The organism is Salinibacterium sp. SWN248, from assembly GCF_015864575.1.
Classification (GTDB): domain Bacteria; phylum Actinomycetota; class Actinomycetes; order Actinomycetales; family Microbacteriaceae; genus Rhodoglobus.
The window spans coordinates 378523-392045 of record NZ_JADYWW010000002.1 but is presented as its reverse complement, the minus strand read 5'-3'; the positions used below and the strand labels follow the sequence as shown (position 1 = coordinate 392045).

The following is a 13523-nucleotide window of genomic DNA, read 5'->3' as shown; positions in this document are numbered from 1 at the left end:
CGATCATTTTCTTCCAACCACACTAGCGAGCGCACTTCGAACTGAAAACTGTGGCGGATACCACGAGCCCTAGCTCGGGGTACCCGCCTCATCGTTGCGCTGCTCGCCTTGGAAGGCGATTTCGCCGTCGGATGCCGCGCCATCCTTGAGCTCGAGAACGTGTTCGACGAGTCTCGTCGCGGTCTGTTCATCGATTACGAGGTCAGTAATAACGCCTGCCCGCAGAGCTGCGAGTAGCGGAATGACCTTGTTGTCGCCGGCGACGCCGCAGATGCGGCGGGGGATTGACCGCAGTTCGGCGGGGGTCGGTCCGGTTGCACGTGCGTTCATCGAGAGGTCTTCGTAGGTGCCATCTTCACGCAAGAAAATGGTGCACACGTCGCCCACAATCCCTTCGCTGTCGAGGGTGGCGATGTCTCCGGCTTCGAGGTAGCCGGCGGAGTAGACGTGGCTGGGCACCTCTCCCGCAATCGCACCGATCGAGAACAGCGCAATATCGGCTCGGCGCTGATATTCGAGCACGCGCACAATTGACCGCTCTGACCACATCGCGTTGCGGGTTTCCGCGTAATCGAAGAACGCGGGCACTGGGAAAAGGTGCACCTGGGCATCGAAGGCGTCACCGAAGTTGGCGATCAGATTACCCGCGTATTCGACTCCCGAGGTGCGCACGTTCGCCGCACCATTGAGCTGAACAACGGCGCTTCCCCGGGTGGGTTTTTTGCCTAAATACTTGGAGATCGCGGCCAAAGTGGTACCCCAAGCAACCCCCATAATCATGTCGGAGTCGAACCAGCTGGTCACCATTCTGGCGGTGGCACGGGCCACTTGATCGAGCCGTTCTGCCTCATCCGCCAGGTCAGCAACCGGGACAACGTGGGTCTCGACGCCGAAGCAACCCTCGATCTTTTTCGCGAGACCGGGACCGCGCGTGGGGGTGGGGCGCAGAGTGATCTCAACGAGACCACTTTCGCGAGCATCTCGAAGCAGCCGAGACACGCTCGAGCGCGACATATGTAGGTGGTTGGCGATGGTGTCCATCTTGATGTCTTGCAAGTAATACATCGATGATGCCGACAGCATTGCCTCTTCGCGTTCCATGCCTTCCATCCTTGCACGTTCGTGCAGATGTGCTGCTCAGTTTGTCATTGGGTATAGATACCGTAATACGCTGCTCAACGTGACTCATCTCAGAGGATTCACAGCCGCCCTCGGCGGTACCACCACCACACGTTAGAAGAGCATTGTTCATGGCTGATCAGTCCCTCACTCGAGAAACCCGCGACAGCGCTATCCAGCGCCTCGTTGATAGTGCACAGCCGGGCCGTGAGCTTGACGTGCTCGTTATTGGTGGAGGAATCACCGGTGCGGGAATCGCACTGGATGCCGCAACTCGGGGTCTCGACACCGTCGTTGTCGAAGCCCAAGACTGGGCCGCGGGTTCCTCCAGCCGCGCCAGCAAGCTCATCCACGGTGGACTGCGATACCTGCAGATGCTCGACTTCAAGCTCGTGCACGAAGCACTCACCGAGCGCGATCTGCTGCTGAACAATGTGGCACCGCACCTCGTGCGTCCGCTGCCCTTCCTTTACCCGCTGCGCCACCACGTGTGGGAGCGCGCTTTCGTCGGTGCCGGTATCGCCCTCTACGACTTCCTCGCGTCCGTCACGGTCAAGAACTCTCGCGGCAAGCGCAGCGTGCCGTGGCACCGCCACCTGTCGCGCAAGCAACTCGCGGCTCGATTCCCCGGCCTCGCTCACGACGCTGCCGTTGGTGCGATCGAATACTGGGATGCCAACGTCGATGATGCTCGCTACGTTGTCAGCGTCATCCGCACCGCTTCGGCCCACGGCGCAGCAGCAGCTAGCCGCACCCAGGTCATCGAAATCACTCACAACGATGAGGGTGCCGTCAACGGCGCCGTCATGGTCGACCTCGAAACCGGAAAGACCTTCCCGGTACGGGCCAAGGCCGTCATCAACTCCACTGGCGTCTGGACTGGCGAGACCCAAGAGCTCGCCCACGAAAGCGGCGGACTCAAGGTGCTGGCCTCCAAGGGCATCCACATTGTTGTTCCTCGTGAACGCATCAAGGGTGAAGCTGGGCTGATCTTGCAGACGTCCAAGAGCGTGCTCTTCGTTATTCCGTGGTCGCGTTACTGGGTCATCGGCACCACGGACACCCCGTGGAAAGAAAACCTGCTCAACCCCGCAGCGACTGCCGACGACATTGACTACGTCATCGCCGAAGCGAACGCCGTTCTCGCCCACCCCATCGACCGCACCGACGTGATCGGCACCTGGGCAGGTCTTCGCCCCCTGCTGCAGCCCGGCACGATGGAAGGCACCAACTCTGCCAAGGTGTCGCGCGAGCACACCGTGGCGTCGCCCATCCCCGGCCTCACCGTGATTGCCGGCGGAAAGTTCACCACCTACCGCGTCATGGCCAAGGATGCCGTCGACTTTGCCATCGGCAAAGACGCTGCCAAAGCTAACCCTTCGACCACCGCTCGTGTTGCGCTTCTCGGTGCTGACGGTCTCGAAGAGGCCCGCGCTAGTGCCGCCGGCCTCGGCGCCACGTACGGCTGGAGCGATCAGATGATCGACCACCTCCTGCACCGCTATGGCGCCAACATCAGCGAAATCGCTGCAATGGCGGATGCTGACGCAACGATGGGCAAGCCGCTCACGCACGCGTCCGCTTACCTTCGTGCCGAGATCGCCTACGCCATCACGCATGAAGGCGCTTTGCACCTCGAAGATCTCATGACGCGACGCACTCGAATGAACTACGAGTACCTCAACGAGGGAATGGCCGCCGTGCCGGAGGTCGCTGAAATCGCAGCGAGCTTGCTCGGTTGGGACGAGCAGACCACCGCTCACGAAGTTGCCGTGTACCACCAGATGGCGGATGCCGTGGCTGCTGCCGCGCTCACCCGCGATGACGAAGCCGCATCCACCGTGCGCGAAGCAGCACCGCAAATCGTGCCGCTCGTTACCCCGCCCGCAGCACTCGAATCGAAGTAACCGAACTACTGAAACCGGGCACGAAACTGCCCTACAGAAGTACAGACGATCAATGGAGATACGCCAAAAATGACACAGTACATCTTGTCAATTGACCAGGGAACGACGAGCTCTCGCTCGATCATCTTTGATCATGACGCGCGTATCGTCTCGAACGGGCAGCTCGAACACGAACAGATATTTCCGCGCGCCGGCTGGGTCGAACATGACCCGATGGAAATCTGGGACAACGTTCGAGAGACAGTAGGCCTTTCGCTGTCGCGTGCGAACCTCACGTACCAGGACATCGCCGCCGTCGGCATTACCAACCAGCGTGAAACCACGGTGGTGTGGAACAAGCTCACGGGCAAGCCGGTCACGAACGCAATCGTCTGGCAAGACACTCGCACTCAGCACATCGTGAACGAGCTCGCGGGCGCCGAGGGACTCGAAAAGTACAAAGCCATCACTGGCCTTCCGCTCGCACCGTACTTCGCCGGACCCAAGGTCACCTGGATTCTCCGCTACATCGACGGTGCTCAAGAAGCGGCCGACCGCGGTGAACTGCTCTTCGGAACCATTGACACGTGGCTGCTCTGGAACCTCACCGGCGGTATCGACGGGGGAGTGCACGCGACCGACGTGACCAACGCATCCCGCACCATGCTGATGGACCTTGACACCCTGCAGTGGCGTGAAGATATTGCCGCCGATATGGGAATCCCGATGTCGATGCTGCCCGAGATTCGTTCATCGAGCGAGATCTTTGGCCATTGCCGCGACCACGGTTCGCTGCCGGGAGTGCCGATTGCGGGCATCCTCGGAGACCAGCAGGCTGCCACCTTCGGTCAGGCGTGCTTCAGCGAGGGCATGGCCAAGAACACCTACGGCACCGGCAACTTCTTGCTGCTCAACACCGGCAACAAGCGCGTGCACAGCAATAACGGCCTCATCACTACGGTTTGCTACAAGATCGGTGACGCCGCTCCCGTCTATGCCCTCGAGGGCTCGATCGCGGTGACCGGATCGCTCGTTCAGTGGCTGCGCGACAACCTCGGCATGTTTGCCGATGCGCCTGACATCGAACGCCTCGCTCTCGAAGTTGAAGACAACGGCGGCGCCTACTTCGTGCCTGCCTTCTCCGGACTCTTCGCCCCCTACTGGCGACCGGATGCTCGGGGGGCCCTTCTCGGACTCACTCGCTACGTCACCAAGAACCACATCGCTCGCGCCGCGCTCGAAGCCACCGCGTACCAAACGCGCGAGGTTATGGACGCCATGAATGCGGATGCCGGAGTCGACCTCGCTGAGCTCCGCGTCGACGGCGGCATGGTGGCAAACGAACTTCTCATGCAGTTTCAGGCTGACCAGCTGGGCGTGGATGTTATCCGCCCCCGCATCACCGAAACCACCGCCCTCGGCGCCGCCTTTGCAGCCGGGATCGCGATCGGTTTCTGGGAGAGCGAGCACGATGTGCTGTCGACCTGGAACGAAGACAAGAGGTGGAAGCCGCAAATGGCTCGCCTCGAGAGAGATCAGCTTTACCGCAACTGGAAAAAAGCGGTAACCAAGACCATGGGCTGGGTTGATGAGGACGTGGAGACCTGATCTGCCTGATTTACCCATGACGGACGTGCTGTCAGTCACGTTCATAACCACACAGCAATCGATACCCACGAAGGGGTAGGGAATCAATGAAAACCTCGTTAGTAAAGAGGAACAGCTTCTGGCTCGTTCTCTCGCTAGTCATGATGTTGGTCACATCCATCGGTGCGTCCATCGTTCAAACCGGTGCAGGCTCAATCAGCGTCAAGGACATGAACTGGGAGACCTCGTCGGGCCAGATGATGAGCGCGCTGCTCTTCAAGCCTGACAGTGCAACCGTCGACAACAAGGCTCCGGTCATCGTGGTGAGCCACGGTTGGTGGAACAACCGCGAAATGCAAGACGCCAACTACGTTGAGCTTGCACGTCGCGGCTACGTTGTTGTGTCGATCGACATGTACGGTCACGGCAACTCCTCGCCGTTGACCACGGATGTCACCCTCGGTGGAACCGGTATGTACGACGCTGTAAAGCTCGTCGCTGACTTTCCCTACGTTGACACCGACAAGATTGGTGTGAGCGGTCACTCGAACGGTGCGCGCGCAGCAAACTTCTCGACCGTGCTCGACAACGCCGCTGACGAACAGCTCATCTCGGCCATCCTGCTCGTCGACAACGACGCCGTCTACACGGATGCCGAAGCTGAGAACGCGTACTTCAACCTCTACGGTGCCCGCGATGTCGGAATCGTTGCTGACCAGTACGACGAGTTCTTCTTCCGCAGCTACAGCCCCGAGGGCGAAGTTCTCACGCCGCCGCGCGACTACATCGGAACCCCGAACGCACAGTCGTTCCTCCACTTCGGTGCAAACCCGGAAGAGGTTTCCTCTGACGTTCGCGAAGCGAGCGAGTTCTACACCGACTCCGTCGATGGTGAGGATGCTCTCCGCATCGTTTACACGCCAGCAGAAAACCACCCCTGGGGAACCATCTCCCAGACGACGGTTGCTAGCCAGATCGAGTTCTTTGAAGAAGCGTTCGGCGCTCCCAACGAGATCGCATCCGGTTCGCAGGTGTGGCAGGTCAAGGAAACCTTCACGCTCTTCGGACTGATCGGCTTCGGAATCTTCCTCGTCGCCTTCACGCGTGCACTGCTCTCGACCCGCGCCTTCGCTGGACTGCGCGCTCCTGCCGCAGCAGTAGTACCCGCAACTCGTAAGGGACTCGCCTGGTTCTGGGGTGGACTGGTTGTTTCGGCAATCATCTCCGGTTGGAGCTGGTTGATCCTCGCTAACACCCCATGGATGGGCGCGATCGCGTTCAACGCTGTGTCGTTCTTCATGCCTCAGGGTGCCGTGTTCTTCGTAGCCTTCTGGGCCGCGGTCAACGCGATTGCCGCGATCATCATCATGACGATCTCGTACCTGGTCTTCGGGCGCAAGAACGGTCTCGACCTTCGTGCCTCCGGAGTGCTGCCTGGCTGGAAGAAGTTCTTCCACGGACTCGGTCTGTCGTTTGTCGTTGTTGTTTCGGCGTACGCGATCGTCTTCGTGCTCGACTACTTCTTCAAGACGGACTTCCGCTGGTGGGTCATCGCTGTCAAGGCCTTCACGCCTGACAAGGTCGGCATTGCGCTCATGTACCTGCCGCTCTTCGCGATCTACTTCGTGGCGAACTCGGTGGCGGTCAACGCCTTCAACCGCTTCTCCATCCGCGGCAAGGAGTGGATCAACACGGCACTGCTCGCGTTCTTCAACGCTCTGGCACCCATCGTTCTCGTCGTCGCTCAGTACACCAACTTCTTCACCACGGGGTACACGATCGACGGCTTCGGCGGCATCTTCAGCATCTGGCTCTACCCGGTCATTCTCATCCTGGCCGTAACCGCAGTCATCTCGCGCAAGATCTACCGTGAGACGAACAACCCGTACATCGCCGGCTTCATCAACGCGGCAATCGTTACCCTCATCTCGGTAACGAACACGCTCACCGCAGCGTAAGTACGCTCTCTCCGATCATCTGATCGGCTCCAGCAGCGCCCCGGTCACCATCTTGACCGGGGCGCTGTTGTGCGCGGAGCCCGCGCGCCCGCGGGACAAGTGCGTGCGGTGCGGCATCCGCTATTTCGGCGGGGGATGCTCAGCCGCCCGCCGAAAGCCAGACGGCTTAGGTGACGACAGTGATATCCACGCTTCGGCTGTCGTTCGTCGTCACGGAGTGAACGGGCCCGGAGATCGTGACCGTTCCGAGCGGTACAGCTTCGGTCTCGCAGTCACTGCCGAGCCACAGCCGCACGTCGCCGGGCTCGACGATGCGCGTCAGGCTGCGGTCGCTGAACGCGATGCGCGTGGTCGGGATGCTCATCGCGAAAGTGCGCGATTCGCCCGGCTGCAGCGTCACTCGTGTGAATGCAACCAACTGGCGCGTGGGCCGGGTAACAGAACCCACGACATCATGCGCATACACCTGAACGACTTCGTCACCCTCGCGGGCGCCCGTGTTCGTCACCGTGAAGTGGATGTCGAACCTGCCATCGGCAGCGATCGTCTCGGAAGCGACGCCCGCATCCGAATAGCCGAAGCTCGTGTAGCTGAGCCCGAAGCCGAAAGGGAAGGCGGGAGCCGTCGTGAGGTTCGATACTTCGCTCGGTTCCCCGAGACGCGGGTGAAGGTACGAGTACGGTTGCGACCCCGCTGAGCGCGGTACTGAAACGGCCAGCCGGCCTGAGGGATTGATGCGACCGGCGATCGCACCGCTGATCGCCGCGGCGCCCTCTTCGCCGGGGAAGAACGCTTGAACGATGGCGGCGCCACGAGCAGCAGCCCAATCGATGGCATAGGGGCGTCCGGAAATGACCACGAGTACCACCGGGGTTCCGGTGTCGAGCACTGCTTCGACGAGCTGGCGTTGAACGCCGGGCAGCTCGAGCGAGTCGCGGTCGCAGCCTTCCCCCGAGGTGCCGCGGCCAAAGAGCCCGGCGTGGTCGCCGACGGCAATGACGGCAACCCCTGCAGTGGTGGCGAGTTCAACAGCCTCGGCAATTTGTGAGGTGTCGTCGTCATCCACGGCACACCCCTGCGCGAAACCAAGCACCCCACCAAAGTCATGGTGCAGGCTCTCGAAAAGAGTCTCAACCTCAATGCCCATTTCGACATCCGGATGCTGCCCGAGCACGTGATTGGTAAAGGAGTAGCAGCCGAAGAGGGCAGCGGTGCGGTGAGCATTAGGGCCAACCACAGCGATTCGCGCATCCGGAGCAAGCGGCAGAATCCCACCGTTACTCAACAGAGTGACGGACTTTTCGGCGATCGTCGCGGCAATCGCGCGGTGGTGCGGGGGATCGAGATCGATCTCCTCGTCAGTCGCGTCTACTGAGAAAGCGGCGGACTCGGGGTCGAGCAAGCCGAGCTGTTGTTTCTGTGCCAACACCCGGCGCAGTGCCCGATCGACGAGGGCGATGTCGACGTCACCGTTGCGCACCTTCTCGGCGAGCGGTGCCAAGTAAGCCTTGCCGGTGGGTAGCTCGATATCGACGCCGGCGGCCAAGGCTTGAGCGGCCGCGTCGCCGAGATCGCTCGCAACCTGATGCAGCGATTCGAGAAATGCGACGCCAAAGTAATCAGCCACCACGGTTCCCCGAAAGCCCCAGCGCTCACGCAACAGGTCGGTCAAGAGAGTGGGGTCGGATGCTACGGGCACGCCGTCAATTTCGGCGTACGAGTGCATGACCGAGCCCACGCCCGCATCCAACACCGCCATCTCGAAGGGAACAAGCAGCACGTCGGCCACTTCGCGCGGGCCGGCATGGACGGGAGCCAGGTTGCGCCCCGCTCGCGAGTTCGAGTACCCGACGAAGTGCTTAAGGGTGGCGATGACGCCCGTGGATTGCAGTCCACGAACGTAGGCAGAACCGAGTTCCCCAACGACGAAAGGGTCTTCGGCAATGCACTCTTCGACCCGGCCCCAGCGCACGTCGCGGATCACATCGAGCACGGGAGCGAGGCCCTGGTGAACCCCGAGCTTCGCCATACTCTCGCCGATCGCGTGCCCCATCTCTTCGATGAGGGCCGGATCAAACGTTGCGCCCCACGCCAAGGGAGTGGGGAACGTGGTCGCTTGCCACGCCGCCAAACCGGTCAGGCACTCTTCGTGGGCGATCGCCGGGATACCCAACCGAGTGTTGTCGCGCAACCACCGTTGGGTACGGCCCAACGCGGACCTACCAGCGGCGGGACTGACCGGAACCGTACCGAACACGCGAGTGAGGTGGCCGAGGCCGTTCTTCGAGAATTCGTTGAAGTCGTCGGCCCCGTCGTCTTGCGCACTCTGCATGGGGGCAACACTCTGGCCATCGACGCCAGCGCCTACCCAGATGCCGACGAGTTGGGCGAGTTTTTCTTCGAGAGTCATCTGCGCGATGAGATTCTCGACCTGATCGTTGGTTTCGCTGGCGCCAGCGGGCGTGGTGATAAAGAGAGTCATGGTTTCTTTCTGGGGTGGAAGCGAATTGGTGATGCCGACAGGGGAAGGTGATTACCCCTTGAAGGCACCATCCATGACGCCGGCGACCATCTTGCGGCCGACGAAGATGAAGAGAATCAGCAGCGGAATTGTCGCGAGGAATGACCCGGACATCGCGAGGCCGTAGTCGACGAAGTACTGCCGCTGCAGAGCCTTGATGGCCAATTGCACCGTGTAGTTTTCGGGCGACTGGATGACGATCAGGGGCCAGAGGAAGTCGTTCCACGCCGTGACGAACGCGAGCAGTCCGAGCACGAATCCAGCGGAGCGCACGAGCGGGAAGGCGATGCGCCAATAGATCTGCCAGGTGCTGCAGCCGTCGATTCTTGCCGCCTGCATGAGCTCGTTGTTGAGAACGGTCGAGAGGTGCTGGCGCATCCAGAAAATGCCGAAGGCGCTTGCCATGCCGGGCACGATCAGCGCCTGAAGGGTATCGATCCACTCGAGGTTCGACATGATCATGTACAGGGGGATCACCGCGAGCTGGGTGGGAACCATCATGGTGATGAGCACAATGATGAAGAGCGGATCGCGCCCACGGAACTCCAGCTTCGCGAAAGCGAAGCCGGCGAGAGTGCACAAGATCATCTGAGAAATCGCGATGCTTCCCGCCACGACGAACGAGTTCGCCAAGCTCTGCACAAACGGCACAGTCGTAAAGACCTGCTCCGCGAGAACAAAGAAGTTACCGCCCGGCACCACAGTTGGGGGAGTTTGGGAAACCGCTGCGGAGTCATTCGTCGAGACGACGAACATCCAATACAACGGAAACGCACTCACGGCGACCGAGGCGAAGAGGAACGCGTAGGTCCACCAGCGCACGCGACCGGCGAAAGCACGTTTGCGGAGGCGAGGAGCAGTGGTGACGACAGCGTCAGGGGTGGAAGTAGTCATGATGGCGTCCTTAGTCGTCTGAGGTGATGCGACGAGAGAGCAGATAGTTGATGACAGAGAACACGACGATCAGGGCGAACAGGGTCACGCCGATGGCGGAGCCGTAGCCGAACTGGAAGTTGCCGAACCCTTGCTCGTACATAAACAGGCTGAGGGTCTGGAACTGGCGACCGGAACCGCCCGTGAGGCCAGGGGCGGAGAGTAGTAGAGGCTCCGTAAAGACCTGAAGGCCACCAATGGTGGAAACGATAATCGTGAAAATGATGACGGGACGAAGCGACGGAATCGTCACATAGAAGAACTGTTTGAAACCTCCCGCACCATCGATGGCGGCAGCTTCATAGATGTCCTTGGGGATCGCTTGGAGCGCCGCCAGATAGATCAGAGTGTTGTACCCGAACCAGCGCCACAGCACCATGGTCGAAACCATGATGTGACTGGCGAACGTGTTGGCCGCGAAGTCAATCGACTCGACTCCGAAGAAGTTGAGGAAGCTATTGATGAGGCCGTAGTCGCGACCAAAGAGCGAGGCAAAGACGATCGTTGTCGCCACCACCGAGGTGATGTAAGGAACGAGCATCGTCATGCGGAAAAGGTTCGCGAACTTCAATCGAGCGTTGTTGAGTAGCTGAGCAAGGAAGAGGGCGAGCAGCAGCTGCGGAACAGTCGAGAGAATCCAGATGCTGAAGGTGTTGCGCATCGCGTTCCAGAAACGCTCGTCGCCGTAGAGGGTGACGAAGTTGTCCAGGCCGATGAAGGTCTGGCCGCCGATCGGATTCCAGTCGAAGAGAGCGACATAGAACGTGAAGACGGTGGGGAACAGGCCGAACACGGCGAAGAGCGCGAAGAACGGCGCAATGTACATGTAGGGGGCAAAAGCATCCACTCGCGACGCCGACTTGATGCGACGGCGAGGCTTGAGGGCGGTGCTCTTGGCGCTCTTGGTGCTCTGAGGCGCGGGGGTGGAACGGGGAGGGGCAGACAGAACCATGGCGAACTCCTTGACAGGGGATGGGAAGGGGCGGACCCACGCGAGTGAGCCCGCCCCGGGAGCACTAGCCGCCTAGGGCAGTCTTGACGTTCTTAAGTGCAGTGGACCAGGCATCAGCCGCAGGTTCTTCACCGTTCTCGACTTGTGAGAGCGAGTTCAAGATTGCGGTGTCGATGATGCGCTGCTGCGGACCTTCGAAGATCGGCTCGATGGACGCCACGCTGTTGGCGTAGATCGGTCCGACAGGGGCATCGTTGAAGAACTCACTGGTGAAGTTCTGGATGTCTTCCGTTTCGTAGAGTTCCGGGGTCGACGGGAAGTTGCCGTGGGCCTGGAAAATCTCGAGCTGACGCTCCGGCGACATGAGCCACTCGATAAAGGCGAATGCCTCTTCGGGGTGGTCTGACTTAGCGGGGATAGCGAGCTGGCTGCCGCCCCAGTTGCCGGCGTTCTCGGGAACCGCTGCGATATCCCACTTTCCTGAGGTGTCTGGCGCCTGCTGGGAGATGTACGTCATCATCCACGCTGGTGCGGCAAGCACGGCGAAGTCACCGTTGTTCATACCGGCGTTCCACGCTTCACTCCACGACGGAGTGCGTGAGCTGATGCCCGCATCGATGGCGTCGAGAGCGTAGCCAAACGCCTCCCGCACGTCGGGGTTGCTGTCGTAGATGAGGTCGTCGTCGCCGTCGCCGTAGTACATTTCGCTGCCCTGGCGTACCGCAGGGTTGAAGATCGCGCTGTTAACGTTGTCGATCATTCCCTTGCCGGTAGCTGCGCGGTACTCTGCGCCGACCTCGATGAAGTCGTCCCACGTCGGCCAGAGGGCGCTTACCTCGTCGCGGTCGCTGGGGAGTCCGGCGGCTTCGAAGAGATCGGTGCGGTAGGCCATTGCCAGCCCGCCCACGTCGGTGGGGATGCCGACTACCGAGCCGTCAGCGGCGACGCCTTGAGACCAGCGCCAGTCGAGAAAGCTGCTTTCAATGTCGTCTGAACCGAGAGTGCGCAGATCAACGAAGTTTTGCGGTTGAGCCTTGAACTGCGACATGTAGCCGACTTCGATTGCCGCTACGTCGGGCCCCTTGCCGCCAGCGAGGGCGGTGGTCAGTGCCTGAGCTTGTTCATCGGATCCGCCGGCGTTGGTGACCTTGAGGATGATGTTGGGGTTTTCTTCTTGGTACGTTGCAAATGCTTCGTCGAGGCCCATGCCACCGAAGGTCCAGACGTCGAGAGTGATCTTTCCGTCGGTGTCACCTCCGCCCGAGCATCCGGCAAGAAGCGCAAGAGCTGCGCCTCCCGCGATCACTGTTCTGGCGATTCTTTTCGCTGACATTACGTCCTCCACGTTGAGGTGTGATTGGGGATTTGAGGGGGCATCCATCGGGGAAGTGCGTTCGAGGACTGTCCGAGGAAGCGCTTCCTTGATGAAGTAATGCCACCGTATAGGCTTATGTCGGGAAAGACAACAAAAAGATTGCGCTTCCCTAAAATTCGCAACGACGAGCGGTGCGCGTTCCACGAATTACGACGAGGCAGGGGATGATGTGCAGATGGTTACCCTCGACGACGTCGCGCGTGAGGCCGGCGTATCGCGCACAACGGCTTCTCGCGCAATCAACGGCAAGCTCACGGTTCACCCCGAGCGCAGTGCAGCGGTGCAGCGTGCAGCTGAAAAGCTAGGCTTTCGCCCCAACCCTGCCGCACGCTCGTTAGCCCGTGGTCGCCACGATTCGGTCGCGCTCATCGTCTCGGAAACGAACATCGAAGGCATGACCAACTCGTTCTTCGCGATGGCGCTCCACGGAGCCATTCGGGAGATCGCCAAAACGGACCAACAACTCGTGATGCTGCTGCGTGCCAACGATGAGAGCGACGAGAAGTTTCTGCGCTTTCTCGAAGCCAGCCACGTCGACGGCGCCATGGTTATTCTCGAAGCGCACAACACCGAGCTTCCTCGCTTGCTCGCGCAGTCCGATCTTCCCGTCGTGTTTCTGGGACGGCCCACTGAATCGGTCGATGCTCCGCTGTCGTATATTGACTCCGACAACGTCGGCGGCAGCACGCTCGCTGCGGAGGCACTGATCGCTGCGGGTCGACGCCGCATTGGCGTCATCACTGGTCCTCACGGAATGGGCGTCTCTCAAGACCGTCTTCGAGGTTTTCAGCAGGCCCTCGACGCCCATGGTCTCGATAGTTCCCTTGTCGCCGAGTCAGACTTCCAAACGGTTGGGGGTGCGGAGGCCATGGGGCTTCTGCTCGACCAGCACCCTGATCTCGACGGCGTATTCGTGATGTCCGATCTTATGGCGGCTGGGGCGGTAGGAACGCTCAAGGCGCGAGGGCGTCGCGTGCCCGAAGACGTCGCGCTCGTCTCCTTCGACGACACCGTGATTGCGACAACCCTTGAACCTCGGCTCACGACGGTACGCCAGCCGCTGGAAGAACTCGGCGCTCGAATGGTAACCGCGCTCGCCGAACTCATTGCTGCTCCGGCGGCGGGGCCAATCAGGGACACCCTGCCGACCTCTCTCGTGCGGCGCGACTCGGTCTAACGCACCACGGCCGCG

At 60.8% G+C, this 13523-nt stretch carries 9 protein-coding genes; 4 read left to right on the top strand and 5 right to left on the bottom strand.

All coding sequences use genetic code 11. The features are described from left to right. Window positions 1–69: 69 nt before the first annotated feature. Complete coding sequence (locus tag I6E73_RS11720) at window positions 70–1101, bottom strand: sugar-binding transcriptional regulator (protein ID WP_197125782.1); 1032 nt, start codon at window positions 1099–1101, stop codon at window positions 70–72. Between the two features lie 149 nt (window positions 1102–1250). Between I6E73_RS11720 and I6E73_RS11715 the strand changes: the two genes are divergently transcribed. The 3 genes from I6E73_RS11715 (at window position 1251) to I6E73_RS11705 (ending at window position 6550) form a co-directional block, all read left to right on the top strand. Continuing rightward, window positions 1251–3026 carry a glycerol-3-phosphate dehydrogenase/oxidase gene (locus I6E73_RS11715; RefSeq protein ID WP_197125781.1) on the top strand — a complete coding sequence of 592 codons (1776 nt, stop codon included), beginning with the start codon at window positions 1251–1253 and terminating at the stop codon, window positions 3024–3026. Between the two features lie 69 nt (window positions 3027–3095). After that, a complete protein-coding gene (gene glpK / locus I6E73_RS11710; RefSeq protein WP_197125780.1) occupies window positions 3096–4613 on the top strand; it encodes a glycerol kinase GlpK in 1518 nt (505 codons plus the stop codon). A gap of 86 nt (window positions 4614–4699) precedes the next feature. Then, a complete protein-coding gene (locus I6E73_RS11705) occupies window positions 4700–6550 on the top strand; it encodes a S9 family peptidase (RefSeq protein WP_197125779.1) in 1851 nt (616 codons plus the stop codon). Window positions 6551–6716: 166 nt separating this feature from the next. Here the strand turns inward: I6E73_RS11705 and I6E73_RS11700 are convergent, their stop codons facing one another. The 4 genes from I6E73_RS11700 to I6E73_RS11685 form a co-directional block, all read right to left on the bottom strand. After that, window positions 6717–9032: a glycoside hydrolase family 3 N-terminal domain-containing protein gene (locus I6E73_RS11700; protein WP_197125777.1), complete on the bottom strand. Its 2316-nt coding sequence runs from the start codon at window positions 9030–9032 to the stop codon at window positions 6717–6719. A gap of 51 nt (window positions 9033–9083) precedes the next feature. After that, window positions 9084–9965, bottom strand: a complete 882-nt coding sequence (locus I6E73_RS11695) for a carbohydrate ABC transporter permease (protein WP_197125776.1) — start codon at window positions 9963–9965, stop codon at window positions 9084–9086. Between the two features lie 10 nt (window positions 9966–9975). Further along, on the bottom strand, window positions 9976–10956 hold the full coding sequence (locus I6E73_RS11690) for a carbohydrate ABC transporter permease (RefSeq protein WP_197125775.1): 981 nt from the start codon (window positions 10954–10956) through the stop codon (window positions 9976–9978). A gap of 64 nt (window positions 10957–11020) precedes the next feature. Continuing rightward, complete coding sequence (locus I6E73_RS11685) at window positions 11021–12289, bottom strand: ABC transporter substrate-binding protein (protein WP_197125774.1); 1269 nt, start codon at window positions 12287–12289, stop codon at window positions 11021–11023. A 217-nt stretch (window positions 12290–12506) separates the two neighbouring features. Between I6E73_RS11685 and I6E73_RS11680 the strand changes: the two genes are divergently transcribed. Then, window positions 12507–13508: a LacI family DNA-binding transcriptional regulator gene (locus I6E73_RS11680; protein WP_197125773.1), complete on the top strand. Its 1002-nt coding sequence runs from the start codon at window positions 12507–12509 to the stop codon at window positions 13506–13508. The last annotated feature ends 15 nt before the right edge of the window (window positions 13509–13523 follow it).

Bases quoted from the DNA above. Each gene is read 5' to 3' on its own strand.
- glpK (WP_197125780.1), top strand. From the start codon at position 3,096: ATGACACAGTACATCTTGTCAATTGACCAGGGAACGACGAGCTCTCGC.
- I6E73_RS11705 (WP_197125779.1), top strand. From the start codon at position 4,700: ATGAAAACCTCGTTAGTAAAGAGGAACAGCTTCTGGCTCGTTCTCTCG.
- I6E73_RS11680 (WP_197125773.1), top strand. From the start codon at position 12,507: ATGGTTACCCTCGACGACGTCGCGCGTGAGGCCGGCGTATCGCGCACA.
- I6E73_RS11685 (WP_197125774.1), bottom strand. From the start codon at position 12,289: ATGTCAGCGAAAAGAATCGCCAGAACAGTGATCGCGGGAGGCGCAGCT.
- I6E73_RS11695 (WP_197125776.1), bottom strand. From the start codon at position 9,965: ATGACTACTTCCACCCCTGACGCTGTCGTCACCACTGCTCCTCGCCTC.
- I6E73_RS11690 (WP_197125775.1), bottom strand. From the start codon at position 10,956: ATGGTTCTGTCTGCCCCTCCCCGTTCCACCCCCGCGCCTCAGAGCACC.
- I6E73_RS11720 (WP_197125782.1), bottom strand. From the start codon at position 1,101: ATGGAACGCGAAGAGGCAATGCTGTCGGCATCATCGATGTATTACTTG.
- I6E73_RS11715 (WP_197125781.1), top strand. From the start codon at position 1,251: ATGGCTGATCAGTCCCTCACTCGAGAAACCCGCGACAGCGCTATCCAG.
- I6E73_RS11700 (WP_197125777.1), bottom strand. From the start codon at position 9,032: ATGACTCTCTTTATCACCACGCCCGCTGGCGCCAGCGAAACCAACGAT.